28 protein-coding genes are annotated in these 26456 nt (G+C 65.6%); 24 read left to right on the top strand and 4 right to left on the bottom strand.

Annotated features, from left to right (window positions below; all coding sequences use genetic code 11):
* Positions 1-33: 33 nt before the first annotated feature.
* From E7811_RS17440 to E7811_RS17430, 3 genes are read right to left on the bottom strand one after another with little or no spacing between them, the layout of a single operon-like run.
* On the bottom strand, positions 34-366 hold the full coding sequence (locus tag E7811_RS17440; RefSeq protein ID WP_136395967.1) for a hypothetical protein: 333 nt from the start codon (positions 364-366) through the stop codon (positions 34-36).
* Complete coding sequence (locus E7811_RS17435) at positions 363-983, bottom strand: hypothetical protein (protein WP_136395966.1); 621 nt, start codon at positions 981-983, stop codon at positions 363-365. The genes E7811_RS17440 and E7811_RS17435 overlap by 4 nt, the downstream gene beginning before the upstream one ends.
* An 11-nt stretch (positions 984-994) precedes the next feature.
* Positions 995-1216: a hypothetical protein gene (locus tag E7811_RS17430; RefSeq protein WP_136395965.1), complete on the bottom strand. Its 222-nt coding sequence runs from the start codon at positions 1214-1216 to the stop codon at positions 995-997.
* 91 nt (positions 1217-1307) lie between these two features.
* Between E7811_RS17430 and E7811_RS17425 the strand changes: the two genes are divergently transcribed.
* The 8 genes from E7811_RS17425 to E7811_RS17390 are packed head-to-tail and all read left to right on the top strand — an operon-like array spanning position 1308 to position 8935.
* Complete coding sequence (locus tag E7811_RS17425; protein WP_136395964.1) at positions 1308-1916, top strand: elements of external origin; 609 nt, start codon at positions 1308-1310, stop codon at positions 1914-1916.
* Positions 1903-3885 (top strand): phage terminase large subunit family protein, encoded by a 1983-nt coding sequence (locus tag E7811_RS17420; protein ID WP_136395963.1) that lies wholly within the window; start codon positions 1903-1905, stop codon positions 3883-3885. The genes E7811_RS17425 and E7811_RS17420 overlap by 14 nt, the downstream gene beginning before the upstream one ends.
* The gene (locus tag E7811_RS17415; protein ID WP_136395962.1) at positions 3885-4094 is read left to right on the top strand and encodes a phage head-tail joining protein; all 210 of its coding nucleotides are present in this window, start codon (positions 3885-3887) and stop codon (positions 4092-4094) included. Before E7811_RS17420 ends, E7811_RS17415 begins: the two co-directional genes overlap by 1 nt.
* Complete coding sequence (locus tag E7811_RS17410) at positions 4091-5614, top strand: phage portal protein (protein ID WP_136395961.1); 1524 nt, start codon at positions 4091-4093, stop codon at positions 5612-5614. Before E7811_RS17415 ends, E7811_RS17410 begins: the two co-directional genes overlap by 4 nt.
* A 5-nt stretch (positions 5615-5619) precedes the next feature.
* Positions 5620-7617, top strand: coding sequence for a prohead protease/major capsid protein fusion protein (locus tag E7811_RS17405; RefSeq protein WP_136395960.1), 1998 nt, complete (start codon positions 5620-5622; stop codon positions 7615-7617).
* Between the two features lie 25 nt (positions 7618-7642).
* Positions 7643-7981: a DUF2190 family protein gene (locus tag E7811_RS17400; RefSeq protein ID WP_136395959.1), complete on the top strand. Its 339-nt coding sequence runs from the start codon at positions 7643-7645 to the stop codon at positions 7979-7981.
* 1 nt (position 7982) lies between these two features.
* A complete protein-coding gene (locus E7811_RS17395) occupies positions 7983-8297 on the top strand; it encodes a head-tail joining protein (protein ID WP_136395958.1) in 315 nt (104 codons plus the stop codon).
* A complete protein-coding gene (locus E7811_RS17390) occupies positions 8294-8935 on the top strand; it encodes a DUF6441 family protein (protein ID WP_136395957.1) in 642 nt (213 codons plus the stop codon). Before E7811_RS17395 ends, E7811_RS17390 begins: the two co-directional genes overlap by 4 nt.
* 34 nt (positions 8936-8969) lie before the next feature.
* On the opposite strand, the gene E7811_RS17385 is transcribed toward E7811_RS17390, so the two are convergent.
* Complete coding sequence (locus E7811_RS17385; RefSeq protein ID WP_136395956.1) at positions 8970-10250, bottom strand: hypothetical protein; 1281 nt, start codon at positions 10248-10250, stop codon at positions 8970-8972.
* Between the two features lie 136 nt (positions 10251-10386).
* Here E7811_RS17385 and E7811_RS17380 point away from each other — a divergent pair, with 136 nt between their 5' ends.
* The 16 genes from E7811_RS17380 (at position 10387) to E7811_RS17315 (ending at position 25534) form a co-directional block, all read left to right on the top strand.
* Positions 10387-10827, top strand: coding sequence for an acyl-CoA transferase (locus E7811_RS17380; RefSeq protein ID WP_136395955.1), 441 nt, complete (start codon positions 10387-10389; stop codon positions 10825-10827).
* Positions 10828-10856: 29 nt separating this feature from the next.
* A complete protein-coding gene (locus tag E7811_RS17375) occupies positions 10857-11801 on the top strand; it encodes a phage tail tube protein (RefSeq protein WP_136395954.1) in 945 nt (314 codons plus the stop codon).
* Between the two features lie 11 nt (positions 11802-11812).
* Entirely contained in the window at positions 11813-12220 is a 408-nt protein-coding gene (locus tag E7811_RS17370) for a hypothetical protein (RefSeq protein WP_136395953.1), read from the top strand.
* Positions 12221-12333: 113 nt separating this feature from the next.
* On the top strand, positions 12334-12492 hold the full coding sequence (locus E7811_RS17980; protein WP_449353880.1) for a DUF7697 family protein: 159 nt from the start codon (positions 12334-12336) through the stop codon (positions 12490-12492).
* Between the two features lie 176 nt (positions 12493-12668).
* Positions 12669-14573 (top strand): phage tail tape measure C-terminal domain-containing protein, encoded by a 1905-nt coding sequence (locus E7811_RS17365; protein WP_211092139.1) that lies wholly within the window; start codon positions 12669-12671, stop codon positions 14571-14573.
* On the top strand, positions 14574-15200 hold the full coding sequence (locus E7811_RS17360; protein WP_136395952.1) for a DUF2460 domain-containing protein: 627 nt from the start codon (positions 14574-14576) through the stop codon (positions 15198-15200). It abuts the gene before it with no gap.
* The gene (locus tag E7811_RS17355; RefSeq protein WP_136395951.1) at positions 15197-15496 is read left to right on the top strand and encodes a hypothetical protein; all 300 of its coding nucleotides are present in this window, start codon (positions 15197-15199) and stop codon (positions 15494-15496) included. Before E7811_RS17360 ends, E7811_RS17355 begins: the two co-directional genes overlap by 4 nt.
* Complete coding sequence (locus E7811_RS17350; RefSeq protein WP_136395950.1) at positions 15493-16398, top strand: DUF2163 domain-containing protein; 906 nt, start codon at positions 15493-15495, stop codon at positions 16396-16398. Before E7811_RS17355 ends, E7811_RS17350 begins: the two co-directional genes overlap by 4 nt.
* 1 nt (position 16399) lies before the next feature.
* On the top strand, positions 16400-16897 hold the full coding sequence (locus E7811_RS17345; protein WP_246020520.1) for a peptidase: 498 nt from the start codon (positions 16400-16402) through the stop codon (positions 16895-16897).
* Between the two features lie 5 nt (positions 16898-16902).
* Positions 16903-20874, top strand: a complete 3972-nt coding sequence (locus E7811_RS17340; protein WP_136395949.1) for a baseplate multidomain protein megatron — start codon at positions 16903-16905, stop codon at positions 20872-20874.
* Positions 20875-20901: 27 nt separating this feature from the next.
* Complete coding sequence (locus E7811_RS17335) at positions 20902-22785, top strand: DUF2793 domain-containing protein (protein ID WP_136395948.1); 1884 nt, start codon at positions 20902-20904, stop codon at positions 22783-22785.
* Between the two features lie 17 nt (positions 22786-22802).
* On the top strand, positions 22803-22949 hold the full coding sequence (locus E7811_RS17975) for a hypothetical protein (protein ID WP_168733082.1): 147 nt from the start codon (positions 22803-22805) through the stop codon (positions 22947-22949).
* 69 nt (positions 22950-23018) lie between these two features.
* Positions 23019-23654: a peptidoglycan recognition protein family protein gene (locus tag E7811_RS17330; RefSeq protein WP_136395947.1), complete on the top strand. Its 636-nt coding sequence runs from the start codon at positions 23019-23021 to the stop codon at positions 23652-23654.
* Between the two features lie 22 nt (positions 23655-23676).
* Entirely contained in the window at positions 23677-23910 is a 234-nt protein-coding gene (locus E7811_RS17325; protein WP_136395946.1) for a hypothetical protein, read from the top strand.
* A 188-nt stretch (positions 23911-24098) separates the two neighbouring features.
* The gene (locus tag E7811_RS17320) at positions 24099-24905 is read left to right on the top strand and encodes a TIGR04255 family protein (protein WP_136395945.1); all 807 of its coding nucleotides are present in this window, start codon (positions 24099-24101) and stop codon (positions 24903-24905) included.
* On the top strand, positions 24902-25534 hold the full coding sequence (locus tag E7811_RS17315; RefSeq protein WP_136395944.1) for a hypothetical protein: 633 nt from the start codon (positions 24902-24904) through the stop codon (positions 25532-25534). Before E7811_RS17320 ends, E7811_RS17315 begins: the two co-directional genes overlap by 4 nt.
* Positions 25535-26456: the final 922 nt, after the last annotated feature.

Below are 26456 nucleotides of genomic sequence, written 5' to 3'. Positions count from 1 at the left end.
TCGTGCTTTACTTTGCCTGAGGGCAAGGTTGCTTCAAAGCAAGTCCGCCAACCCGACCACCTCAAACGCCGCCTTCAGCGCCGGATGGAGGCCGGGGTCGATCCGGGCTGGGCCGTAGCCGTGATCTCGGTTCCAGCGATCGATCTCGCGTAGGGCGGTGGCGAACTCTTCGTTGGTGTCGCAGACGGTGCGGGTAACATCGCCCTCGGCGAAGTTGAGGATAGTGCGCTCGGCGGGTGAGGCCCATGTGCCGAACCACGAGGCGTCTTGGGCGGTATCAACCTGCGCCCATCCTCGGGCGCAGGTGCAAAGGTCGAAATCATAGCGATAGCGGTCGCCCGGTTCAAAGCTGCGGTTGATCTTCATGCCTTGCCCTCCCGGGCCTCGATGGCCAGCACGGCGAGGTCGCGATAGCGGGCCAGCGCCTTCGGGCTGGACGAGACCGGGTTGATCGGCACTGCGCGCAGGCCGGTGGCGTCGGCCTTCCCGGCCAATTCGATAAGCGCGGCCAGCTTGGCCCGGAAGCGGGCGTGGGTCGGGGCGGAGAAGTCGGGCGGCGGGGGCAGTTCGCCTTGCCGGGCCTTGGCCTCTATGTCGGCATCCCGGCGGCGACGCTGTGCGCTAGGCGCGGCGGCCTGTTCTGAATTGGTTTCGGTCGCTTCGACGATCGGCGTAGCCGCGGCGGCGGGCTCGGTTTCGGAAGTCGGGGCTTTCTCGTTGGCCGGTTCCGGCGCGGCCGGGGGCGGCGGCGCCGCTTCGCAGGCGTCGATTTCGGCCACCAGTCGCGCCTCGGCGGTCTCAAAGCCCGGGGCGGTCAAGATTGCCTTGATGGTTTTCGGCGCCCGTTCGGCACCGATCCTGGCGGCCAACAGGCGTTCGAACCGTTCGGCGGCCGCGGCCACGCTGGCGCTGCGCCCCAAGGGCGCATCGCTTAAGCGCTGGGCGAGGCGGTTGATCTGGACGGCGGATAGGTTGGTAAACATCGAGGCCTCCTTCAGGCGTTCTTGATGTGGGCCGAGCGGCCTTCGGCGGTGACCGCGTAGATCATGGTGCGGCTGTCGCCGAAGGTGGCGGCGAAGGCCTCGGCCTGATCGATCCGGTCGAAGCGGGCGCGGATGCGTGACGCGGGTTTGGACCCGCGGCAGGCGATGAAATGGTCGGCGGCGGCGAGGCAATTGGCCTCGTGACCGGTGATGGCGTGGGTCTTGGCGGGCATCGGAAACCTCCGTTTCAAGGTGTCGCAGACATTGCCGAGACCGACCGAAGAGCAAGTCCAAATCACTGACTTAATTGGAGAATGTCGCAAGATGGGGCTGTCGCGGCGCGCCTACGCCGCCTTGCGCGGGGTGCATGAAAGTGCCGTGCGAAAGGCCATCGCCACGGGGCGGATCACGACGGAGGCCGACGGCACGATCGATGCCACCAAGGCCGATGCGATGTGGGACGCTTCGACCGATCCGGCCAAGCAACGCGGCGCCCACGCCCGGGATCTGGGCCGCGGCACGGCGGCGGCGACCCGGGCAGTCGCGGGCACCAAAGCGGTGCCGCGACAAGCCTTCGCAGCCGTGGCGGAAACCTTGACCGAAGCCGGGGCAGACCCGGGGGCGGCCACGGGTGATGGCGGCGAGGTGTCCTTCGTTAAGGCGCGGATGGCGAACGAGGTGCTGAAGGCGCAGACCGCCCGGGTGCGGTTGCAGAAGATGAAGGGCGAGGTCGTCGATCGCGCCCGCGCCACGGCGATGGTCTTCGATCTGGCCAGGCGGGAGCGGGATGCCTGGCTGAACTGGCCACCCCGCGTGGCGGCCGACATCGCCGCCGAACTCGGGGCCGAGCCCCATGCCGTGGAACAGGTGCTGATGCGCTACCTGCGCCGCCATCTGGCGGAGATGTCGGAGGTCAAAGTTGAACTTCGCTAGCTTCGAAGGGGCCGAGGATATCGCCATCGCCTGGGCGCGGGGTCTGGCGCCTGATCCTGCCCAGACCGTGGCCGAATGGGCCGACCGGCACCGCATCCTGTCCTCGCGGGCGGCGTCCGAGGCCGGTCCCTACCGGACGTCACGCACGCCTTACCTCAAGGCGATCATGGAGGCCCTGTCGCCGAACAACCCGGCCCAACGGGTCGTGTTCATGAAATCCGCCCAAGTTGGGGCGACCGAGGCCGGGAATAACTGGATCGGCTTCTGCATCCATCGTGCGCCGGGGCCGATCCTGGCGGTGCAGCCAACGACCGATCTGGCCAAGCGCCTCAGCCAGCAGCGGATTGAGCCCCTGATTGAGGAAAGCCCTGATCTGCGGGCGCTGGTCCTGCCTGCCCGGTCGCGTGATGCCGGGAACACAGTGCTGGCTAAGCGCTTCCCCGGCGGCCAGTTGGTGCTGACCGGCGCAAACTCGGCCGTCGGCCTGCGGTCCATGCCCGCGCGCTGGCTCTTTCTGGACGAGGTCGATGCCTATCCGGGCGACCTTGAGGGCGAAGGCGATCCGGTGGCGCTGGCCGAGGCCCGCACCGACAGCTTCGGCCACCGCAAGAAAATCTTCCTGGCCTCGACGCCCACGATCAAGGGGCTCAGCCGGATCGAGCGGGAGTTCGAATTGACCGACCAGCGCCGCTATCACGTCCCCTGCCCGCATTGCGGCGGGCTGCAATGGCTGAAGTTCGAAAGGCTGCGCTGGGAGAAGGGGCGGCCAGAGACTGCCGCCTATCTCTGCGAGCATTGCGAGGCGCCGATCCCGGAACGGCACAAGACGTGGATGATGGACGAGGAAAACGGGGCAGACTGGCTGCCGACGGCCGCTCCCGAAGTTAAGGCCTCGGCCGTGACGGCGGGCGTGGTCGGCTTCCACATCTCGGGGCTCTATTCGCCGCTGGGATGGTTGTCCTGGGAGGAGATCGCCCGGCGCTGGGATCAGGCCCAAGGCAATGACTCTGCGCTGAAAACCGTGAAGAACACCGTCCTCGGCGAAACCTGGGCGGAACGCGGCGAGGCGCCGGATTGGCAGCGGCTTTATGAGCGGCGCGAGGATTGGCAGTTGGGCCGGGCGCCCGTGGGCGTACTGATCCTGACGGCCGGGATCGACGTCCAGCGCGACCGGATCGAGATCGACGTCTGGGGCTGGGGGCGGAACCTGCGCTCCTGGCTGGTCGATCACGTTGTCCTCGAAGGCGACACTGCCCGGGCCGAAGTTTGGGCAGATCTCAACGAATTCCTCGGCATGACATGGGAACACGCCTCCGGCGCCCGAATGGCGCTGGCGCGGGTGGCGATCGACTCGGGCGATGGCGCCACGACCGACGCGGTCTATGCCTGGGTGCGCCAGGCGGGCCACGGGCAGGTGATCGCGATCAAGGGCGTGGCTGGCTTTGACCGATCGACGCCGGTCGATGGCCCCACCTATGTCGAAACCACCGAAGGCGGCCGGAAGCTGCGCCGCGGGGTCCGGCTTTGGAAAGTGGCCGGGGCCGTGTTCAAGGCTGAGACCTATCGCTTCCTCCGCCTGGCAGCACCTACCGACGAGGAACGGGCGACGGGCGCCGACTGGCCCGCGGGCTTCGTCCATATCCCGAAGGGCACGACGGCCGAATGGGTGAAGCAGCTGACCTCGGAACAGCTGGTCACCCGCAAGACCCGCACCGGCTATCAGAAGCTGGAATGGGAACAGACCCGCGAACGCAACGAGGCACTCGATTGTCGGGTCTACGCCCGCGCCGCCGCCTGGCTGATGGGGATCGATCGCTGGGACAACGCGCGCTGGGAAGCGCTGGAAGAACAGATCGGGCCCGCCCGCCCCGCCACCACCCCGGCCGGTCAGCCTGACCGGCCACAACCGCAATCTGCCCCGAAGCGCCCAACCGGCTGGCTCGGGCCCCGACGTGGAAAATGGCTCTGATGTCCTTCTCGCAAGCCGAACTCGATGCCCTGCGCCGGGCCTATGCCGCGGGCGCCTTGGTGGTGGAATACGATGGGCGCCGCCTGACCTATGGCAATGCTGCCGATCTTCTGGCCCGCATCCGCTTTATCGAAGGGCAGATGGCCACCAGTTCCGGCGGGTCGCGCCCTGTCGCGGGCAAGGCCAGCTTCAGCCGGGGCCGCATATGAAACCCACCCCGCCCGATGTGCCTTGGGGCGTGATCGACCGGATCGTGGCCACCGTCGCGCCCCGCACGGCCGCACGGCGCTATGCCGCCCGGGTGGCGATCGCCAATCTGCGGCGGGGCTATGACGCAGCCGCCCGCGGGCGCGGCACGGATGGCTGGCGCGCGGGGTCAACGGCCGCTGATGCTGAAATCGCCGTTGCGGGCGGCGCCCTGCGCGACCGGATGCGCGATCTAGTCCGCAATGACCCCCTCGCGGCTAAGGCAGTGCAGGTTCTGGTCTCGAATATCGTCGGCACTGGCATTCGGCCTCGGGCCGCGGCGGCCGATCCCGCGCTGAACAAACTGGCCGACGACCTTTGGAAGCGCTGGGCGCCGCGGGCCGATGCGGACGGGCACACCGACTTCCACGGCCTCACTGCCCTGGCCGTGCGCGAGATGATCGAAGGCGGCGAGGTGTTTGCGCTCCGCCGTCGCCGCCGGGCCAGTGACCACCTGGCCGCCCCTGTGCAGATCCAGCTTAACGAGGCCGATCACCTTGACGGGGCCAAGTTCGACAACCGGCCGGATGGCGGCCGGATCGTCCAGGGGATCGAATACGACGCGCTGGGCCGCCGCCGGGGCTACTGGATGTTCCCCGATCACCCGGGCGATGCCATGCCGGTCTTTGGCCGCCGGTTTGAATCGCTCCGAGTTGGCGCAGAAGGCGTCGCTCATCTCTTCGAACGCCAGCGCGTCCAGAACCGCGGCGTGCCTTGGGGCGTGCCTGCGATGCGGGCCCTGCGCGAGTTGGGTGACTGGCAAACAGCGGAACTGGTGCGGAAGAAAATCGAGGCCTCGATGGTGGGCTTCGTCTTCGGCGCCGACGAGGATCAGCAATCCATGGCGCCGGTGGTGCAGGATGCCGATGGCAACCGCATCGAGCAGTTCGAACCCGGCCTGATCGGCTATGTCCGCAACGGCAAGGACATCAAGTTCAACACGCCCGCCTCGACCTCGGGCATCTACGAATGGAACCGGGTGCAGCAGCACATCATCTCGGCAGGGTTCCGCGTGCCCTACGAGCTGATGACCGGCGATCTCAGTCAGGTGAACTTCGCCTCCTCACGTGTCGGCCTGCACGAATTCCGCCGGATGGTCGAGGCCGTGCAATGGCAGGTCGTGATCCCGATGTTCTGCCAGCGCATCTGGGCTTGGGTAATGGAGGCCGCCTGGACCGCCGGTGCCCTGCCCCAGCCCGAGATCGCCGTCGAATGGGCCCCGCCCCGGTTCGAAAGCGTGAACCCGCTGCAGGACGTGACCGCCGATCTGCTGGAGGTCCGTGCGGGCTTCTCCACCCCTGCCCAGCAGATCGCCCGGCGCGGTTATGACCCGCGCGAGGTGGTCGAGGAATGGCAGAAATACGCCGCCCTCTTCGATCAGCTGGGCCTGATTTTCGATGCCGATCCGCGCCGCGTCAGCCGCGCAGGTCTGGCGCAAGCCGTGGACGCAGGCGGTAGCAGCCCGCCCCCCGACGAAAGGTAATCACCATGCCCCCAGAGACCCGAAACCTCCCGCTGATCACGCGGGAGGCCTCTCTGCGGCTTGTCCGTGGCGAGGGCGACGACATGACCATCGACGTGATCTGGACGACCGGCGCAACCGTTCAGCGGCGGCGTTATGAGGGCTGGGATGATGTCGTCGAATATGACGAGGAACTGGTCGTCACGCCCGGCGCGGTGCGGATGGACCGCCTGAACGCAGGCGCCCCGTTTCTGGATTCGCACCGATCCTGGGGGCTGGAGTCCGTGGTAGGCGCCGTCTTGCCGGGCACGGCCCGGATCGAGGGCGGCCAGGGCTTTGCCCGGGTGCGGCTGACCTCGGCGCCGGATGCCGCGCCGATCGTCCAGCGGATCATGGATGGCACGGTCTCGGCCGTCTCCGTCGGCTACCGCGTCCACCGGTACGGCATCACCAAAGCCCAAGGGCAGCGCGAGCTTTGGCGTGCTGTTGACTGGGAGCCGATGGAAATCTCCGCCGTCGCGATGCCCGCCGATCCCGGGGCGCATATCCGCGGTGCCGATCCCCGCCCCGAAACCCTCACCCCCTGCCTCCTCACCCGGGCCGATGCGCCCGCCCTTTCCCCGAACCAGACGAGGACCACCATGCCCGAGACCCAGATCCCCGAAACTGACGCCCCCGCGGAGACCCGCGCCGCGCCAATCACGCCGCCCGCGGCCGAGCCCAGCCCTGATGCCATTCGCACGGAGGCGAACCGTTCCGCGGCCGAGGTGCTGGCGCTTTGCGAACGCCACGCGCTGGGCGCGGGCTTCGCCGCCGATCTGATCCGCCGCGGCCTGTCGCTCGATGCCGCCCGCGCCGCGATCCTCGACAAGCTAGCCGAGGCCGATGCGCCCGCCGCACGGGGTTCGGAGCCTGTGGCCGCTACCGCCCGCGGCACCGGCGCGGCCGACGCCGCCTATCGCGAGGCCATGTCCGAGGCGCTTCTTCACCGTCACAACCCGGGCCGGGCCCAGTTGACCGACCGCGCCCGCGAATTCCGCGGCCTGACCCTTCTCGAACTGGCCCGCCACGCCCTCGATCGGCGCGGCATCGCCACGCGCGGCCTGTCGAAGATGGAACTCGCCACGGAGGCCCTGATCGGCCGTTCAGGCCTGCATTCGACCAGCGACTTCCCCCTGATCCTGGCCAATGTCGCCAACAAGACCCTGCGCGCGGCCTATGACACCACGCCCCGCACCTTCACCGCCTGGGCGCGGCAGGCCGTGATCACCGACTTCAAGCCGGTCGCCCGCAACCAGCTCGGCGGCGCGCCCGACCTGCTCCGCGTGCCGGAATCGGGCGAGTTCACCTATGGCACGATCGGCGAAAGCCGTGAGGTCTATGCGCTGGTGACCTATGGCCGGATTGTGGGCATCACCCGGCAGACGCTGATCAACGACGATCTCGACGCCTTCACCCGCATCCCCTCGGCCTTCGGCGCTGCCGCGGCCGATCTGGAAAGCGACCTCGTCTATTCGATCTTCTCGACCAATCCCAACATGGCCGACGGCAACCCGCTCTTTCACGCCTCCCACGCCAACCTCGGCACCGCGGGCGCCATCTCGGAAACGACCCTCGCCGAGGCCTATCGTCTCTTCGGCAACCAGCGCGGGCTGGAAGGCCGCCAAATCAGCGTCCTGCCGCGCTACATCATCACCCCGCCGGGCGTGCGGTCGGTGGAGGCGCGGAAGAACGTCACCGCCACCACCCCGAATGCAGTGGCCGGGGTCAATGCCTTCGCCAATCGCCTCGAACCGATCGAAGAGGCCCGCCTGATCCCCGCCGCCGGGCCGGACCCCTGGTTCCTCGCTGCCGATCCGTCGCGGATCGACACGATCGAGTTCGCCTATCTCGAGGGCCAGCAGGGCGTCTACACCGAGACCCGTTCCGGCTTCGAGGTCGACGGGATCGAGATCAAGGCCCGCCACGACTTCGCCGCCAAGGCCATCGACTGGCGCGGCCTCTTCCGCAACGCGGGCGTCTGAACCCCATCTCTGAAGGAGAACCCCAATGAAGAACTTCATCGCCAATGGCGAAACCATCAACATCACCGCCGCGGCCGTGATCGCCTCCGGCCAGGGCGTGCTGGTCGGCAGCATCTTCGGCGTGGCCGAGGGTGCGGCGGCGATCGGCGAAACGGCCGTCATCCGGCTAGTGGGCGTGTTCTCACTGCCCAAAGCCCCCTCGCAGGCCTGGACGGTCGGTCAGACGATCTACTGGGATGCGGCGGCTAGCCGGACGACCAACGTCCTGACCGGCAACACCCGGATCGGCATCGCCACACAGGCGGTCGCTGGCGGTGCGGGCGATACCACCGGGATCGTGCGCCTGAACGGGGGCGCGACCTGAAATGTCGGCCTTCGCCAACGCCACGGCCGCCCTCTTCCGCGATCCGAACCTCGCGCAGGATGCGATATGGCGATCCGGTGGGGCTGACGCACCGGTCGCCGTCCGCGTCATGCTGCGGCGACCGGATGCGGTGATGAGCTTCGGCGAGGGCCGGTTCGTCACCGACAGCGTGATGATCGATGTCGAGTGTGCCGCGCTGGGCGCCCTTGCCCCGGGCGACACGTTCGAGATCGGCGGCGTGATCTATGAGGTTCGGGGCGAACCCCTGCGCGACGCCATGCGCCATGTCTGGAAGGCGGAGGCGCGGGAAGTATGAAGATCAGCGCCAGCATCGACGGCGATCTGGCCGCAATCGCCACCGAGATCCTGCAAGAGGCCGAAGCCGCCGTCACCCGCGGCGTCTTTGCCGCTGGGCGGGGCCTGCGCGACGACTGGCGGGGGCAGGTTCGGGCATCGGGGCTTGGATCGCGCCTCGCCAACTCCGTGCGTCAGGCCGACTTTCCGCGATCGGGGACATCCCTTCGCGCCGCCAGCCTCGTCTGGACCAAGGCGCCCGACATTCTGCACGCCTTCGACGGCGGCGTTCTGATCCGCGGCAAGGATGGACTCTGGCTCGCTATCCCCCTTCCCGCCGCAGGCCTCACCGGCCTCGGCCGCCAGCGCATCACGCCCTGGCGCTGGGAACAACGCACCGGCATGCGACTGCGCTTCGTCTATCGCAGGAATGGGCCAAGCCTGCTGGTTGCCGACGATGCGCGGGTGAACAGCCGCGGGCTTGCCGCAGCCAAGGGTGGTCGACGGCGGCGCGATGGCATCCTGACCGGCGCGCAGACGGTGCCGGTGTTCCTCCTGCTGCGGCAGGTGAAGATGCCGAAGAAGCTGGACCTTGATGGGTTGGCTCGGGATGCCACGGCGCGGCTGCCTGGGGCGATCTTGGGGGCGTGGGGTGCTTGAAGCTACAGGAACTTACTGTGCATAGCGCTGCCAATCACCGACAAGCACGCCTGAAGTTTAATATCTCGGTGTGGAGGTTTGCCTCCCGATTATACATGTCGACAGGATCAAACCTAGTGGCGTCAAATTTACTCCCAAGAATACGAAAAGGGGTCCCATCACGATCAAAAATGAAGGGCGTCATAAGTGAATCATCATCTAGATGTCTATAATCCAACGCGGGGTCTGCATTCGATCGCCTCCAGTTCAGCCAATCGGCTCCAAGCTCCCTCAAGTACTTCTGCCGCCCGGCCATCTCCACATCCTGACAGAACTCTCTATCCTCTTTTAGCCTATTGGCAGCATAGCCAAGGATCTCGTCATAGGATGGTAGGTTGCTGGCTGCCAAGGCTGCATTAAGCCACTCAATGGGACTGTTCGATTTCGAAATGCCTGGCGCATTCATACAAATACACTTGAATGCAAACGGCCGACTTTCTCCACGCACGAACGCGCCAACCCGTCGCCCCCATGCCTCCAACCCACCCGGGACTTTCATCCTGCGAAAGTGCGAGGGGACCAGATTTAGGCAAACCAGTGCTACCAGTGCACCTAAATGATAGGCGCCCACTGCGTTCTTGATGCCTGTATAGTGCGCAAGCAGATGGACAGGTGCAGAGTAAAGTGTGAGCTCCGGCGTATAGAGTCTGTCCCCATACTCTCTTGTGATAAATACGTTCTCCACCATTCTTTCATCGTTCGGAAGTGCCCCAATGGTGAGATACTGCGTAGAGAGTTCGGACCAGGTGGCGGTTGTCTCTAGCAAGGCAGCAACGCTAATCGGCTGTCGGACAATTTGCTCTTCTGAGATTCGATCAGCAAATCGTACGAAAATGATTGGCTTTGCCTCGTCGGCCCGACCACTTGTGTTAAACTCAACGCCAGAGGAGAATGCAATCCTCCAAGGGTCGTTTAACGAATGCGGTCGAGCATCAGACCTAACTGTCCGATAGTAGTCAGAGAAGGACAGCTTTCTATCTAAATCGTGTAAGTCAATAAACCGGTGAAAGTCAGCTTCAGCTCCTGGGATTTTCGTTCTTGGAAGCACATCATATGCTCGATACACAGCTTTGAGATAATCATTGCCCCATATCGTTCCGACCGTGTCTGCCCAATGGGTAATCTCGTGATAAATCGTTGAAATATCATGCCGCAACCTGGAAAAATCCTTGGCTCGAAATGCGCCCTCAATTTCGTCTGCACTCGCCTCATTAAGAAATACTAGTTGTGACTTTGGGTTAAAATAGGCCACGCTCTTTGTGTTCGGAAACGCCAACTTTCATCTCTCCATCTCGGGCCGAAGGCTGACCAAATGTGACCCAGCGCTTCAGCTTGTCAATCGGCTGGCTTGCGCGGAATGGCTAACATTGGGGCATTCCGCGTAGCGACAGCTTGAATCAGGAACCTGATCCATGCCCACGCAATCCACGGCCGAGCGCCTGCTCGCGTCGCTCCATATCCTATTGTCCGGCACGATGCCGCCCGGCACGAAGGTCCTGCGCAATGCGATCCTGCCCGAGAAGGTGCCTGCCGCCGGGGTGGTGATCCTGCGCGATGGTGATCCGGGGCCGCCGGAGGTGTGGCTATCGCCACCCGGATACTACTACGAACACCGGGCCGAGATCGAAGTGGTGGTCGATGGCACCCCGGCTGCACGGGATGCTGCCTTCGATGCTCTACGCCTGGCGATCGGCACGGCGCTGGCCACCGACCGGACACTGGGCGGCCTCTGCGACTACATCACGCCTGAAGCGCCCGAACCGGTGCTGCTGACGATCGACGGCAATGAGGGTCTGAAGGCGGCGGTGATTCCGGTGATCCTCGCCTACGCCACGACCGACCCGCTTCTCTGATCCGATCCCACCCCCGAAAGGACTGACCCATGGCCCGCCAGCCCGGCGCGCGGACTCAAGTCGCGTTCGCCTTCGAATCCGTTTACGGCACGCCGCCCGCCAGCGGCTATCGCCGGATGCCCTTTGCCACGACGACCCTCGGCTCCGAACAGGGGCTCCTGTCGCCTGAACTCCTTGGCTACGGCCGCGATCCGCAGGCGCCGATCCGCGATGCGGTGAATGTCGACGGCGATGTCGTCATTCCGATGGACGCCGAGAACCTCGGTTTCTGGCTGAAGGCGATCTTCGGCCAACCGGTGACGACCGGCACCACGCCCCGAACGCACACCTTTCAATCCGGCGGCTTCACCCTGCCCAGCATGGCGATCGAGACCCAGATGCCCGATGTGCCACGGTTTGCCATGTATTCCGGCCTCGTCGCGGACCGCATCCAGTGGCAATCGCAGCGCTCGGGGCTGTTGACGGCCACCGTCGGCCTGATCGGCCGGGGCGAGACGGTTGCAGCCACGACGGCCGCCGGTGTGCTGACGGACGCAACGCTTCCCTTGCAGCGCTTCGGCAATTTTCAGGGGTCGATCACGCGGAACGGGGCGGCGCTGGGCAATATCGTGTCGGCGCAGGTGTCCTATGCCAACAACCTCGACCGGATCGACACCATCCGCAACGATGGGCTTCTCGAGGGGCTGGACCCGTCCATGGCGGCCCTCACCGGATCGATCGAGGCGCGCTTCGCCGATCTCACGCTGGTGAACCAGGCAATCGCCGGTGACCCCTGCGAACTTGTCTTTGCCTGGAGCCTGGGCGCAAACGCCTCCCTCACCTTCACCGTGCACGCCGCCTATCTCCCGCGGCCCCGCATCCCGATCAACGGGCCCCAGGGCGTGCAGGCCACCTTCGAATGGCAGGCAGCCCGGGCCACGTCGCCCGCCCGCATGTGCACCGCCGTCCTTGTCAACACGACCACCAGCTATTGAGGAGCCCTCCCATGATCCGCCTGAACCTCTCGCCCGAACCCGCCTGGCTCGACCTCGGCGGCGGGGTGCGCCTGCGTCTGGCGCCTCTGACCTCCGCACTGATCGGTGCCGCCCGCAGCGACAGCCAAGTCGCCAGCCTCCCAGAAGATGCCCCTGCCGATCAGGTGGCCGTCGCCTTGGCCAAAGCGATCGGGGCGTTGGCGATCCTCGATTGGGAGGGCGTCGGCAATGCCGAAGGCTATCCGGTGCCGCCCACGCCCGAGGCGGTTGCCGCGCTTCTCGACCTCTTCCCGCTCTTTCAGCGCTTCCAGACCGACTATGTCGCCAAGGGCCTGATCCTGGCCGATGAGGGAAACGCCTCCGCGCCCTTGCCGAATGGCACTTCGGCGGGGGCGAAGGCTATTGCGCCGGATGCGTAAAGCCTTGCCCGGCCTGCCCCGCTGATCTGCACCGCCCTCGCACCTTCGAGGCCTGGCAGGTCTGGGAACTCGCCCAGTCCCTGCGCGGCCAGTTCCGCGCCATCCCCGGCGGGGTGGTGGGCTGGGACATGACCGCCGCTTTGGCCATGGCCGAGGCGTTGGGCCTGAACCGGCTGATCGCGGCCGAGCTCCTGCCGCTGATCGAACCCTTCGCCGTCCGCGGCATCAACGCCCAAGTGAGAGCCCAAAACCATGACGAGACTGGATCATGACCGGCCGATCTGAACGCCGGGTCTCGGTGCGCCTTGTCGCGACCGGCGGGCAGGCGCTGAAGGCCGAACTGGTCGGCATCGGCCAAGAAGGCGCACGGGCGCTGACGCTGATCGAGGCAGCGGGGCCCCGTGCGGCGGCCGGGTTGAACGCGGCCGGGGTTTCAGCAGGCGAGGCCATGCGCCAGATGCAGGACCTCGCAGACCGTGCCGCCCGGGCGGCATCAGCCTTGCGCCAGGCTGGCGCCGTATCGGGCTCGGTCATGAACACCGTCAACCGATCGACCGGCGTCTCTGGCGGCATGGCGCGCGATGCGGCCGATGTGGCGGCCTATGGCCGGGCGCTCGATGACCTGCGGGCAAAGCACAACCCGCTTTTTGCTGTGGTACGCGACTACCGGAGCACCTTGACCGAGATCCGGCAAGCGCACCGGGTCGGGGCGATTTCCGCGGAGGAGATGACGGCCGCGATTGCCCGCGAGCGGCAGGCGACGCTGGCCAGCATCGCTGCGATCAAGGGGCGCACCACCGCGCTGGGCGGGATGAGCACGGCCACGCGCAGCGCCAGCCACCGCATGGCGAACCTGTCCTTCCAGCTTCAGGATATCGGCGTGTCGCTGGCGGGCGGCATGAATCCCTTCATGGTCATGGCCCAGCAGGGCAGCCAGATTTCTCAGATTTACGGGTTCGGGAACGGCGGGGTCGGAGCGCTTTTCCGCGATCTGGGCGGCATGGCGCGCACCCTCGGCCAAGGCATCTTGCAAGTCGCCGGGCGCTTCCCGCTGGTGACGGCCGCCGTGGCGCTGGGCTCGGCCGCGATTGCGGGGATGCGCAACGAGATCAACGAGACCACCGGCGCGCAGGTGAGTTTCACGGACGTGGCGCGGGCGGCCTGGCAGGTCTTCGCAGAGAACGTCTACCAGATCGGCAAGCCGGTCTTCGACACGATCCGGGGCTGGTGGGACAATGCCGTCGCCTGGGCCGATTGGGCCTGGGAGCGGATCGTCGACGGCGTCATCTGGATGGGCGACCTCGTCATCAACGCCTTCAAGGTCGCAGCCGCAGGTGCGACCTATGCCTTCCAAGGCGTGCCGGATGCGGTCGGGGCCCTGGCAGTCGGTGCTGCCAATGCCGTGATCGATGCCGTCAACTGGATGATCGAGAAGGCGCTGGCCGGGATCAACGCCCTGGCCGAGGCGGCGAACGCAGCCCTAGAAGCCGTCGGCCTTGATCCCGCCTTGTCCACATTGGACCCGGCGACGTTTCGGATCGATAGCGTGGCGAACCCCTATGCCGCCCGGGATGCCGAACGTCGCGCAGCGCTGGCCGCCCAAATCCGCGGCATCGTCACGGGCTCGCCGCTGTCGGAATACTTCAACGACGTCCGAGATCGGGCGCTGCAAATCTCGATCACGCCCGACGATCCGGCGACCGGGGGCGCGGGCGGCGGCGGGGGCCCGTTGCAAACGGCCGAGGAAGTGGCTGCCGCAGCCGATGTCGCGGCGACCGGCTGGGCGGCGGTCAGCGAAGCGCTCTCCACCTACGCCGCCGAGGCCGCGAACTGGGGCGGCAGTGTCGGCGAAGCGATAACCTCGGCTTTCCGCGCTGGGGAAGAGGCCGTCGCCGAGTTCGTTCGGACGGGAAAGCTGGATTTCAGCAGTTTGGCGACCTCGATCATCGCCGATCTCGCCAAGATCGCCTTCCGCCGCTTCGTCTTCGGCCCCCTCGCCTCAGCGCTGGGCGGCGCGCTGGGCGGCATCGGCGGCGGATCGGTTTCGGCCGGGGTCTATCATTCCGGCGGCCGGGTGCCGGGGCCTTCCAGCATGATGATCCCCGCCGCCGCCCTCGCCGCCGCCCCGCGTTTCCACAATGGCGGCGGCATGGGCCTCGGCTCCGACGAATACGCCGCCGTCCTTCTGCGCGGCGAACGTGTCCTGAACCGTGCGGAGACCCGCGCCTGGGAAGGCGGGGCGGGCACCACCGTCAACATCTTTGCCCGCGATGCCGAGAGCTTCCGCGCCTCCCGCGCGCAAGTCGCCTCCGACATCGCCCGAGCCGTGGCCTATGGCCGAAGGAGCAGCTGAATGGCGTTTCACGAGATCAGATTTCCGGACGGGATCAGCCGCGGCGCGAAGGGCGGGCCGGAACGGCGCACCCGGATTGTCGAACTGGCATCCGGCGACGAGGAGAGGAACGCCTCCTGGGCGAACTCGCGGCGGCGCTACGATGTCTCCTATGGCGTGCGCCGGGCCGACGATCTGGCGGCCGTTGTCGCCTTCTTCGAGGCCCGCAATGGCCGCCTGCACGCGTTTCGGTTCAAGGATTGGTCGGACTACAAATCCTGCCTGCCCTCGGCCGCGCCCGCGCCCACCGACCAGATCATCGGCACCGGCAACGGCAGCACGACGGTGTTTCAGCTGGTGAAGACCTATACCTCCGGCGCGCAATCCTGGGCGCGAACGATCCTTAAGCCCGTGGCGGGCAGTGTCACCGTTTCGCTGAACGGGGTCGCGCAGGGTTCGGGCTGGTCGGTCAACACGACGACCGGGATCATCACCTTCACCGTGGCCCCCACCACCGGCGCGGTGATCCGCGCCGGGTTCGAATTTGACGTGCCGGTGCGCTTCGACACCGACGAGTTGCCGGTCACGCTCGACATCGAACGTACCGGCTCCATCCCCTCCATTCCGCTGATCGAGGTGCGCCGATGACCCCGCCCAAGGACCGCAACTCGATGGGCTTCGTCGCCTACGTTTCACTTGCCCTCGCCCTTTCGGCCCAAGGCGGCGCGGCAATCTGGTGGGCGGGGATCATCAACACCCGCGTCGCGATGATCGAACGGCAGCTCGACGATCTGGCCATGATCCGCCCCGAGCAAATCCGCGATGTGGCCGAGGCCCTGCGCGCGATCGCCGTGATCGAGGAACGCATGATCCGCCTCGACGAGAACATCGCTCGCATCGGCGCCGCCGTCGGCCGCCTCGAACAACAGGACCGCAATCCATGAAGACCCTGCCCGCAGGTTTCCAGGCGCATCTGGATGAAGGCACGACCACTCTTGCTTGGTGCTGGCGCCTTCAGAGGCGCGATGGCGCCGTCTTCGGCTTCACCGATCATGACCGGGTGCTGGCCTTCGCGGGGACCAATTTCGAGCCCGAGACGGGTTTCGCGGCCAGCGAGATCAGAAGCCTGGGCGATCTGTCGGTCGACGCCCAGGACGTGCAAGGCGCGCTGCGGTCAGACCGCATCACCGAGACCGATATCGCCGACGGGCTTTGGGACAATGCAGCGGTCGAGGTTTGGCTGGTGAACTGGCAGGCGGTCAGCCAGCGCGTCCTGATGCGCCGCGGCAGCATCGGCGAGATCAGGCGGGGGCGGCACGCCTTCACGGCCGAGGTTCGGGCTCTGGCGCATCTTCTGAACCAGCCTGTCGGCCGGACATTCCAGTATTTCTGCGACGCGACGCTGGGCGATGCCCGCTGCGGCGTGAACCTGACCGGCCCGGTCTATCGCGGCACAGGGTCCGTCATGGCCACGATCGGCGACCGGCGGTTTACCGTCGCGACAGGCCTTGGGGCCTTTGCTTCAGGCTGGTTCGATTTCGGGGTGGTGGAATGGACCTCCGGCGCCAATGCGGGGCGGCGGGCGGAGGTGGCCAGCCACACGCTGGCCAGCGGCACGGCCACGATTACCCTGATGGAAGCTCCGGTGCGCCCGATCGCACCGGGCGACGCCTTTGCGATCACCGCAGGCTGCGACAAGCGCCACGCCACCTGCCGCGACCGGTTCGGCAATGCGATCAACTTCCGCGGCTTCCCTTCAATCCCCGGCGACGATCTGGTCACCCGCTACCCGAACGAGACCGACGCCAACTCCGGCGCGCCGCTGCGCCCCCTCGCCGATGGCTAGAATGGGCAAACATCGCGCGCTTGGCGGTGGGGATGCGCCCTCGCAGGAGCCTGTCCGCGCCCCGGCCGATCCCGCCCGCGTGGTGACGATCGCGGAAAGCTGGCTCGGCACACCCTACCTGCATCAAGCCTCTGCCCGGGGTCTCGGAACCGATTGCCTTGGCCTCGCCCGCGGTATCTGGCGCAATCTGCATGGGGCGGAACCCGTCGCCCCGCCGCCCTACACCCGCGACTGGGGCGAGAGCAGCGGCCGGGAAGTGATGTGGGATGCTGCCCGGGCCTTCCTGATCGAGATCCCGGTGGGCGCGGCTGAACCTGGCGCCCTGATCCTGTTCCGCATGGTGGCAAACGGCCCAGCCAAGCACTGCGGCATCCTCGTGCCGGGGCCTGCCGACCAGCTGGCCCTCATCCACGCCCGCGAGACCACCGGCGTCACCCGCGAACCCTTCACCTTGCCATGGCGCCGTCGCGCCGTGGCGGCTTTCCTCTTTCCAGGCTGATCCCTATGGCAACCATGCTCCTCGCCGCTGCCGGTTCCGCGATCGGCAGCGCCTTCGGTGGTGCCTTTCTCGGTTTCAGCGCCGCCACGATCGGCGGCGCCATTGGGTCGTTCGCAGGCTCCGTCATCGACAGCCTGATCATCGGCTCGCTTGCCCCCGACCAGCGCATCGAAGGCGCGAAGCTGGACGATCTGCGCCTAACCTCGGCCACCGAGGGCGCCGTGATCCCGCGGCTTTACGGCACAATGCGGCTGGGCGGGAACATCATCTGGGCCACGGATTTCCGCGAGGAACAGTTCCGTCAGACCCAAGGCGGCGGCAAAGGCGGCGGGCCCAAGGTCGTAACCGAAGGCTATCGCTACTATGCCTCCTTCGCCGTGGCCCTTTGTGAGGGCCCGATCGGTGGCGTCTGCCGTATCTGGGCCGACGGCAAACCCTTCGATGTGCCGGGCGCCGTGATCCGGGTGCATCTCGGCTCTGAGGCCCAAATGCCCGATCCCTTCATCGAGGCAAAGGAAGGCGCTGGGCAGGCCCCGGCCTATCGCGGCGTGGCCTATGTTGTCTTCGAGGATCTGGCGCTCGAGAGTTTCGGCAACCGCCTGCCCCAGCTCTCCTTCGAGGTGATCCGGCCTTCCCCGGACCCGGGCGCCATGGAACGACTGGTGAAGGCAGTGAACCTGATCCCGTCGGCAGGCGAGTTCGTCTATGCGACCGAGACCGTCACCCGCACCACGGCGGCCCCGGGCCTTTGGGGCTCTTCAGGTGGCAATGGCACCTCCACCCCGGAGAACGAGAACAGCGTCGAGGGCTTGCCTGATCTGGTGGCATCGCTGAACCGGCTGGATGCCGCGCTACCGGAGTGCGAAGCCGTCTCCCTCGTCGTGTCCTGGTTCGGCACTGACCTGCGCGCCGGGTCCTGCCAGATCAAGCCGGGCGTCGAATCCACCACCAAGACCACCACCCCGATGATCTGGCGGGCAAATGGCGTGACCCGCGCCGCGGCGCACGTCGTTTCTTCGGTGGATGGCGGCCCAGCCTATGGCGGCACGCCCACTGATGCCGCCGTCGTGCAGGCCATTCAGGAACTGAAGGCCCGCGGCAAGCGCGTTACCTTCTACCCCTTCATCCTGATGGATATCCCCGCCACCAATACGCTGCCGAACCCCTATTCGCCAAACGGCACCGCGCCCGGCCAGCCGGTCTATCCCTGGCGCGGGCGGATCACCTGCGCCCCGGCCGCAGGGTTTGCCGGAACTGTCGACAAGACGGCGGCGGCAGGGACGCAGGTTGCTGCCTTCTTCGGCCCAGCCACCCCGGGGCAGTTCGCGGTATCGGGCACAACGGTGAGTTTCACGGGCAGCCCGAGCGATTGGGGTCTGCGCCGGATGATCCTGCACTATGCACACCTCTGCGCCGCGGCCGGGGGCGTCGATGCCTTCCTGATCGGCACCGAGATGCGTGGGCTGACGCAAATCCGCTCCGGCGCCTCGACCTATCCGGCCGTCACCGCCTTCGTGCAGCTGGCCGCCGAGGTCAGCGCCATCCTCGGGCCTGCCACCAAGGTCAGCTATGCCGCTGACTGGTCGGAATACTTCGGCCATCAGCCCGCCGACGGTTCGGGCGACGTGTTCTTCCACCTCGATCCGCTCTGGGCTTCACCGCACGTCGACTTCGTTGCGATCGACAATTACCTGCCGCTTTCAGATTGGCGCGATGGCGACAATCACCTCGATGCCCTGGCCGGGTGGCAAGGCCCGCAGCAGACCGCCTATCTGCAAGCCAACGTGGAGGGCGGCGAGGGCTACGACTGGTTCTATGCCTCCTCGGCAGACCGCCTGGCGCAAGTCCGCACCCCGATCACAGATGGCGCAGGCAAGCCTTGGGTATTCCGACCCAAGGATCTGCGGAACTGGTGGAGCCAGCCGCACATCAACCGACCCGGTGGCGCGGAAAGCGACGGGCCCACCGCCTGGGTGCCCGGATCAAAGCCGATCCGCTTCACCGAAGCCGGTGCGCCTTGCGTCGATCGCGGCACCAACCAGCCGAATGTCTTTGTCGATCCCAAATCCTCGGAATCCCTGCTGCCGCATTTCTCGCGCGGTTGGCCCGACGAGTTCATCCAGCGCCGCTATGCCGAAGCCCTGATCGGATATTGGGCGAACCCGGCCAACAACCCCGCCGCCAGCCTTTACTCCGGCCGGATGATCGAGGCCGCCGAGATTGCGCTCTGGACATGGGATGCACGCCCCTTCCCGGCCTTCCCCGCCCGCAGTGATGTCTGGTCCGATGCCGAGAACTGGCGGCTGGGGCATTGGCTCACCGGCCGCGCCGGGGCCACGGGCCTCGCCGAGCTCGTCGCTGAGCTTTGCGCCCGCGCTGGGCTGGCCCCAGCAGACCTTGATGTGATCGATCTCGCCGGGTCGGTGCCGGGCTTTGCGGTCAATGCGATCGAAAGCCCCCGCGCCTCGATCGAGACCCTTGCCCGGCTTTTCGGCTTCGACGCCTTCGAGGCCGAGGGCAAAATCCGCTTTCGCATGCGGGGGCAACGGCCGGTGGCCACGATCATCCTCGACAGCCTCGTCGCCGCCAGTCGCGAGGCCGAGGATCTGGAACTGACCCGGGCGCAGGAGACCGAACTGCCCCTCGCCCTCAAATGGCGCCTGATGGCCCGCGACGAGGAATTCGCAGGCATAACGGTCGAAGCCCGGCGGATCACCGTCGACACGGCACGGATTTCGGCGGAACAACTGCCGATCGCCTCGACCAGTGGCACCGCCGAACGCGGGGTACGTCGCGCCCTTTTCGAGGCTTGGGTCGGCCGCGAGAAGGCGAGCTTCACCCTGCCGCCATCGCGCTTGGCGCTGGACCCGGCCGATGTGATCCTGCTCGATCACGACAATCGCCTGATCGAATTCGCCCTGACCTCGATCACCGACGGCGCTGGGCGGCGGGTGGAAGCCCGCCGATCGGATCGGGCGATTTACGATCTGGCGCCGGGTGCTGATCGGGGCGCGACCTCCGGCGCGAAGGCGGTCTATGGCCCACCGCTTGTGGCGCTGGTGAACCTGCCACAGCTGTCGGAGGATTTCCCCGACTGGCAGCCTTATGCCGCGGCCCACGCCGCCCCTTGGTATGGCACGGCAGCGGTCTGGCGATCGGCCACGACAGACGGGTTCGCGGTCCTGACGACGATTTCGCGACCGGGCTGGTTCGGCACCCTGGCTTTTCCCTTCTATGCCGGGCCCACCAACCGCTTTGACCGCGGCAACGAGCTATGGATCGATATGATTGCAGGCCAGTTCGCCAGCGTCAGCGATACGGCCGTCTTCTCCGGCACGAACTGGGTCGCGATCGAAACCGCGCCTGATCTCTGGGAGATCGTTGGCTTTGCGACCGCCAGCTTGCAATCGCCTGGGCGCTGGCGCCTGACCCGATTGCTCCGCGGGCTACTTGGCACCGAGGACGCGATTGCTAACCCAGCCCCGGCCGGGGCGCGTGTCGTCGTGCTGGACGGCGGGGTCAAGCCCCTGCCGATCGGCAGCGCTGATTATGGCGCGGCCTGGAACTGGCGGATCGGGGCCTCAAGCAAACCAGCAGGCGACCCGGCGAACTTGGCGGTCAGTTTCGCGCCCACGGCCCGCGGCTTGCGCCCCTGGCGGCCTTGTCACGCCAAGCGGATTAACCTGCCCGGCGGCGATATCGCGCTTAGCTGGACCCGCCGCACCCGCGCCTTTACGGGCGATAACTGGGCCCTGACCGAAGTGCCGCTGGGCGAGGCGGCGGAGGGCTACGAGCTCGACATCCTGAATGGGGCGGTGGTGATGCGAACCGTTTCAGGTCTCAGCACCCCTGCCTTCACCTACATGGCCGCCATGCAAATTGCCGACTTCGGCGCCCCGGTTTCCGGCACCCTTTCTGTGCGCATCGCGCAAACCGGCGCGCTGGGCCGCGGCTCGATACTCGACATCACCCTTTGATCCCCCACCCAGATGTAAGGCGCCCCCATGGCCGACACCCCGAACATCCGCCTCACCTTCCTCGAGGCGAACCAGGCGCAGAAGCACATCACCGTCAACGAGGCCTTCCGCGCCCTCGATGCCCTCGTGCAACCTGCCGTCGAAAGCAACGGGCTGAACACTCCTCCCGGATCGCCAGTCGATGGCGCCCGCTATGTCGTGGGCCCCAGCCCCACGGGTGCTTGGGCAGGCCAAGCCTTCGCGATTGCCGCTTGGCAGGATGGCGCCTGGGCCTTCTATCCGCCCGCGGAAGGCTGGTCCGTCTGGGATCGCGCGACAGATGCCGCCCTGACCTTTCTTGGCGGCGCCTGGGTGCGGCAGGCGGCACTGCCCTTCCCGGACAACCTGTTTCGCCTCGCCGACGATGCCGATCCGACGCGGCTCGCGGCCTTCGATCTTTCAAGCCTGTCGACGGGCACGACTCGCACCTTCACCCTACCGAACCTGTCGGCCACGCTCGCCCATCTCGGCAATGCGGCGCAGACCTTTGTGGGGGCGACGACGTTCTCGAACGCGGCCGTGACGATCGGCACGGCAACGACGACGGCAACCTATGGCATCGGCACCGGCGGCACGACCAACGGCGTCACCAAGACCGTGAACCTCGGCACCGGCGGCGCGGCCGGGTCGACGACCGTCATCAACCTCGGGTCAACCACCGCCGGGGCGCTGGGCAGCACCATCATCAACACGCCCACCGTCACTTTTGCGGCCAGCGTCACGGCGATCGGCGCGGCCGCGGCGAACGTTACCGCGCTGGGGTTGGGCCTCGGCGGTGCCTCGCCCGATGCCACAAACCGGCTCAGCGTGAACGCGGCAGCGACGCTGCTGAACAATGCGGGCGGGTCGCATGAGACCACGATCAACAAGGCCGCGGCTGGGAATGATGCCAGCCTTGCCCTGAAGACCGGCTTCTCGGCACGGGCCCTGTTTGGGCTCTTGGGAACCGACGATGTGACGTTGAAGGTATCGCCCAACGGCTCGGCCTTCTTCGATGCCTTTGTGATTGATCGTGCGACAGGCCGGGCCGAGTTCCCTGCGCCGATCGTGATCCCCGGCCTTTCGGCCGTGCCCGCCTCGCCCCCGGCAGGCAAGCTTGCCCTCTACGGACGGCAGCGCGCGGGCGCGCCCTGGCTGGAGGTAGTCCGGCCCTCCGGGCGTGACTTCCCCTTGCAGCCCCATATGGGCCTGAACCGGATCGGGGCCTGGGCGCCGGTCTCGGCTACGACCATCGCCGCCCAAGGCATCGCCTTGACCAGCGTCGGCACGGTCAGCCACCCCGCTCTGGCGGCGGGATCGCTTCTGTCCAGTTCCCGGCGCTGGCGGGTCACCTCGGCCGCAGTGGTGGATTCCGTCTGTGATCAGCGCTCGGCCGTCACAACCTGCTGGCGGGGCAATGCCGCGGGCCTCGGAGGGTTCACTCTTGTCGCCCGGATCAGCCTGACAACCTTGCAGGCCACCGGAATGGGCTTCTTCGGGCTGTTGTCGTCAGTCGCCGCCCTCGCCGTGACCACAACCCTTTCCGCGTTGGTCGAGGCGATCGGCCTCGGCTTCCAGCGCGGCACGCACACGAACTGGCAGCTGGTCAGCAATGACGCCACGGGCGCGCCGACCCTCGTGGATCTCGGGGCTGGGTTTCCGGTCGTAACCGGTGGCCTGCTGACTTTGACGATCTGGTGCCCGGCCGCAGGCACTTCGATCTGGCTGCGCGCGGTGAACGAGCTGACCGGCGCCGTCTTCGAACAGGAAGTCGCGACGGACTTGCCTCAGGCCGCGACCTTCCTCGCCCCGCGCCTGTTCCTGAACAACGGCGCAACCGCCGCGGCCGTCGCCTTTGAATGCACCGGCCTCTACCTCGAGACCGACTTCTGACCCTGAAAGGAGCCTCCATGTCCGCCGCCGCATCCACCGCCTATGTCGCCGAACTGCGCCAGCAGATCGCGATCCTCTCCGAGCGCTGCGCCCTTCTCGCCGCCGAACTGGCCGCCGCCCGGGAGGCGCACCCCCCCCCACCGGACCCACCAGCTGCCAGTTGAACCCCGCCCAGACCACCCCGCGCCCCGCCCTTCCGGCGGGGTTTTTCTTTACCCGAAAGGACCAAACCCATGAACGACCAGATCGATGCGCTGAAGGCGCTGCAAATGGCGCTGGCGCGCCTCGGCTATTACACCGGTGCGATCGACGGCCTCTTCGGCCCGCGCACCGATGCCGCCCTTAAGGCCGTAGCGGCCGAGGGCGGTGCTATCCGCAACCTGAAGCCTCCGGCCGCAGCGCCGATTGGGCCCATGATCTTCCAGGGCAGCGCCCGCTATCCCGTCGACGAGATCGTCATCCACTGCGCTGCCACCCACCCCGACTGGATGCGGGGACAGCCTTTCACAGCGAAGCGCAAGGAGATCGACCGCTGGCACCGCGAAGAACGCGGCTGGCGCAAGATCGGCTACCACCATCTGATCGATCGCGACGGCGCCATCCTGCCAGGCCGCGCCGAGACCGAGATCGGCGCCGGGGTCGAAGGCCACAATCGCGGCGTGATCCACATCTGCCTGATCGGCGGCGCCGGTTCGGCCGCAACCGATCCCTTCGATCGGAACTTCACCAACGCCCAGGATCGGGCCCTGCGCGGCCTGATCGCGGCCATCCGCGCCGAGACCGCCATCACCCGCATCACCGGTCACAACGACCACGCCGCCAAAGCCTGCCCGGGCTTCGTCGTGCGCACCTGGATCAACCGCGCCTGAAACCACCCAAGGAGAGACCATCATGAACCTGATCAATCAGCCCACTCTTCGCCCCACCCGCAAGATGGCCGCAGTTGGCTGGACGAGCCTGCTCGGCCCGATCGTGGCCGCGATCATCGCGCCCTGGCTGCCGGGGCTGTCCGAGGCCTGTGGTGGGGAGGTGGGGGCGTCCCTCGTCGCGGGCGGGCTTGCGCTGGCGCAGGGGGCGGTGAACTTCGTGGCGGGGTATGTGGTTAGGGAGACCAAGCAGGTCTAATCAAGTCAGCCAAGCCTCGAAGCCCCAGAGATGGTGACTTCCTTGCAAATTCCTGCCCGAACTACCATGTTTCGGTTGCACTGCGCAGCGGCTGGGAGCGGTGCCTTCTTGAATTGTCAAGGAAAAGGAGTGACACCTGTCGCCGGAGATGGCACAAGAGCCACAATAGTGATTGGAAGAGCAGACCGATGGGTTGGAAGCCGATACATGAAGCGCACGCGATCGACCGTGTGCGCATCCTTGTGCAGTTCAACAGCCCTCTGACCGACAAGATTCTGACAAAGGCTGCTGCACCGGCGACTTCAAAATTCCAAGAACTTGGGTTTGAGCAACTTCTTCGTGCGGAAAGCACGATTCAAGGCTTCATGATCTCAGTGCAGCCCGGACCTATCGTCCCTGAGATTGCTCAGAACGGTTGGGTTTTGAAGAGAAGCTCCGCTGGGGTACTCACCGAAGAGGCCGGATTTCGTGATGGCGTCTTTGGTTACATGTCGACAGAATATGGTCGATGGGAAAACCTCGCCACTCGGTTTTGGGACGTTTTTGAATCGTCTCTATCGATCGCGCTAGATAGCGTCGACATCAGCAGCATAAAGCTCGAGTACTGGGATCGTTTTGTTTTCGACGGCCAACCTGCAAGCGCGAATCTTCGTGATCTTTTGGTAACGGTTGACCCGGTGATTCCCGAGAGTGCGGTTACCGGCGCTGCGCTTTGGCATTCGCACTCCGGATGGTTTGAGAATCATAACGAGAACGTAGTTCTCGTAAATCGCAACATAGACGTAATCGACGAACCATCTGCAGAAGGACCTCGGCGCCACTGTAACATTTTCACGCTTGTCGAGCTTAGAGCAGCGAAAGCGATCGATAACGTGCAGAATTGCAAGACCACCCTTGAGCATCTGCATCGTCGCAGTCTTGCTCTCTTCGGGTCGTCGCTTGCCGAGGCGCAAAGAAACAACATCGGCCTCAATCTCGCGGATTATCTTCAATGACAGCGACTGCAACCCGTCTGGTCGATCCCTGGAGAGCAATTGCATTCGGCGGCATGACCGGCCTAGCTGCTGTGTCGCCCGCTGCTGTTGATCTCTTGAACGACCACTCAATGAAGTGGCAAGAACGCGCAGGTCTTTGGGGTGACATGGGCACCTACAGACCTGCCCCTGTGAGCGTTGAGAGCCTTTTCGGTTCTTTCCAGCCAGCGCCTACCGTCGCAAGCAATGAGCCGGCAAAGGCGCTACTCACTGACGACTCTTTCGCAAAGGCGCGAGATGAGGTCTTGAAAGATCTCCGGACGCTTCGTATCCGCGCTTTGCCTCTTACTGCGGCCGAACACGCGGCGTCCGTTTCGGCTTCAATCGACGACGCGATTGTGGTGGCTCAGGCTTGGCCGAGTGAGTTGTCTGCTCCATGTGTTGAAGTCGACGACGATGGCAAAATCAGCTTAGAGGTTCTTAGCGAAGAAGGTTTGGCCGTGGGAGCGCTTGATTTCCTCGGTAAAGATCACGTCGCCGCCTTCTCTATCGTCAATGGAAGCACTATCGTTGCAGCTGGAAAGCTGAACACTGCCTCAACGACAGACGTTATCCAGTTTTTCCAAAAGTTTAATTTTCTAGCTGCGTAGGCTTTCGTGACAGAAGGCGAACGGAAAAGAGCGTATCTCGACTGGTGGAAAGAGAATGGTGACGTCGCTCATATGGCAACGTCCTTTCCGCAATGTGGATGTGAGTCGGCTGATGCCGCGCCTGGAGGTTTTGGGCCAATTAAGGACGAAGAGCGACTCCGCTATTTTGCAGTGTCGCGGTCGGATATCGACCTTAAGCGGTCTCCAAAGAAGTCGATAACGTCGAGCATCTTCAAGAGGTGTTTCAAGTCTGGCATGTCAACATGTCGACTTGGGTATGCTTCCCGAGCTGAATTGAACTTCAGCGCTCAACTCTTGTATGAACACCAGCTTCATGAGCACGCCGAGTTTGGCGGCGTTCTCGGGGTTGTCGACTTCACTGCCGCCGCCGTCAGAAGACCACAGGAAAGTCTCGAACAGGTTTGCTGCATAGTCGACACACCGCTGGAAGATCGAAACGCCCACGCTGATGTCGTGAGCAGCAAGATCGTCGACGAGCCCGAAGCTCAGACAAGTCTCCGGCTCTTGCTATTCAACGCCATTGGAGGCGTTAACGCATTTTGCCCAGTTGCTGAGGTAACCGACTGCGACTTGCTAGCTTTTAGACCAGCAGCTCTTGCTTCCTGAACCGACATCTATGCCGATCTCGGTGATCACCTCAGAGGCGAGACATTCCTTTTAGGGATTTACCACCCTCAAGCCGATTGAGCGGGCTCTTCTGCGGTTTTCGCGCGTTGCTGATCCTGCGTGGCCACTATCCCACTGTTTTCGCACGCGGAATCCGTCCGTTTGTTGACCTATTGTTGACCCGCGTGGGAGAACGCAAAAAGCCGCCCGAGAGGGCGGCTCTTAAGCTGTTGATCTAGCGTGGATATTTTGGTTGCGGGGGCAGGATTTGAACCTGCGGCCTTCAGGTTATGAG

The sequence above is a fragment of the Aliigemmobacter aestuarii genome (assembly GCF_004799285.1).
GTDB classification, from domain to species: domain Bacteria; phylum Pseudomonadota; class Alphaproteobacteria; order Rhodobacterales; family Rhodobacteraceae; genus Aliigemmobacter; species Aliigemmobacter aestuarii.
Note: the sequence above shows the minus strand (reverse complement) of the source record. Positions and strands in the feature narration are given on the sequence as shown.

What these genes read in the sequence shown, in the direction of transcription:
- E7811_RS17380 (WP_136395955.1), top strand. Translation starts at nt 10,387, where the DNA reads ATGCCCACGCAATCCACGGCCGAGCGCCTGCTCGCGTCGCTCCATATC.
- E7811_RS17415 (WP_136395962.1), top strand. Translation starts at nt 3,885, where the DNA reads ATGTCCTTCTCGCAAGCCGAACTCGATGCCCTGCGCCGGGCCTATGCC.
- E7811_RS17370 (WP_136395953.1), top strand. Translation starts at nt 11,813, where the DNA reads ATGATCCGCCTGAACCTCTCGCCCGAACCCGCCTGGCTCGACCTCGGC.
- E7811_RS17345 (WP_246020520.1), top strand. Translation starts at nt 16,400, where the DNA reads ATGGGCAAACATCGCGCGCTTGGCGGTGGGGATGCGCCCTCGCAGGAG.
- E7811_RS17375 (WP_136395954.1), top strand. Translation starts at nt 10,857, where the DNA reads ATGGCCCGCCAGCCCGGCGCGCGGACTCAAGTCGCGTTCGCCTTCGAA.
- E7811_RS17350 (WP_136395950.1), top strand. Translation starts at nt 15,493, where the DNA reads ATGAAGACCCTGCCCGCAGGTTTCCAGGCGCATCTGGATGAAGGCACG.
- E7811_RS17395 (WP_136395958.1), top strand. Translation starts at nt 7,983, where the DNA reads ATGTCGGCCTTCGCCAACGCCACGGCCGCCCTCTTCCGCGATCCGAAC.
- E7811_RS17410 (WP_136395961.1), top strand. Translation starts at nt 4,091, where the DNA reads ATGAAACCCACCCCGCCCGATGTGCCTTGGGGCGTGATCGACCGGATC.
- E7811_RS17440 (WP_136395967.1), bottom strand. Translation starts at nt 366, where the DNA reads ATGAAGATCAACCGCAGCTTTGAACCGGGCGACCGCTATCGCTATGAT.
- E7811_RS17330 (WP_136395947.1), top strand. Translation starts at nt 23,019, where the DNA reads ATGAACGACCAGATCGATGCGCTGAAGGCGCTGCAAATGGCGCTGGCG.
- E7811_RS17975 (WP_168733082.1), top strand. Translation starts at nt 22,803, where the DNA reads ATGTCCGCCGCCGCATCCACCGCCTATGTCGCCGAACTGCGCCAGCAG.
- E7811_RS17390 (WP_136395957.1), top strand. Translation starts at nt 8,294, where the DNA reads ATGAAGATCAGCGCCAGCATCGACGGCGATCTGGCCGCAATCGCCACC.
- E7811_RS17405 (WP_136395960.1), top strand. Translation starts at nt 5,620, where the DNA reads ATGCCCCCAGAGACCCGAAACCTCCCGCTGATCACGCGGGAGGCCTCT.
- E7811_RS17325 (WP_136395946.1), top strand. Translation starts at nt 23,677, where the DNA reads ATGAACCTGATCAATCAGCCCACTCTTCGCCCCACCCGCAAGATGGCC.
- E7811_RS17355 (WP_136395951.1), top strand. Translation starts at nt 15,197, where the DNA reads ATGACCCCGCCCAAGGACCGCAACTCGATGGGCTTCGTCGCCTACGTT.
- E7811_RS17435 (WP_136395966.1), bottom strand. Translation starts at nt 983, where the DNA reads ATGTTTACCAACCTATCCGCCGTCCAGATCAACCGCCTCGCCCAGCGC.
- E7811_RS17365 (WP_211092139.1), top strand. Translation starts at nt 12,669, where the DNA reads ATGCGCCAGATGCAGGACCTCGCAGACCGTGCCGCCCGGGCGGCATCA.
- E7811_RS17340 (WP_136395949.1), top strand. Translation starts at nt 16,903, where the DNA reads ATGGCAACCATGCTCCTCGCCGCTGCCGGTTCCGCGATCGGCAGCGCC.
- E7811_RS17315 (WP_136395944.1), top strand. Translation starts at nt 24,902, where the DNA reads ATGACAGCGACTGCAACCCGTCTGGTCGATCCCTGGAGAGCAATTGCA.
- E7811_RS17360 (WP_136395952.1), top strand. Translation starts at nt 14,574, where the DNA reads ATGGCGTTTCACGAGATCAGATTTCCGGACGGGATCAGCCGCGGCGCG.
- E7811_RS17400 (WP_136395959.1), top strand. Translation starts at nt 7,643, where the DNA reads ATGAAGAACTTCATCGCCAATGGCGAAACCATCAACATCACCGCCGCG.
- E7811_RS17320 (WP_136395945.1), top strand. Translation starts at nt 24,099, where the DNA reads ATGGGTTGGAAGCCGATACATGAAGCGCACGCGATCGACCGTGTGCGC.
- E7811_RS17425 (WP_136395964.1), top strand. Translation starts at nt 1,308, where the DNA reads ATGGGGCTGTCGCGGCGCGCCTACGCCGCCTTGCGCGGGGTGCATGAA.
- E7811_RS17430 (WP_136395965.1), bottom strand. Translation starts at nt 1,216, where the DNA reads ATGCCCGCCAAGACCCACGCCATCACCGGTCACGAGGCCAATTGCCTC.
- E7811_RS17335 (WP_136395948.1), top strand. Translation starts at nt 20,902, where the DNA reads ATGGCCGACACCCCGAACATCCGCCTCACCTTCCTCGAGGCGAACCAG.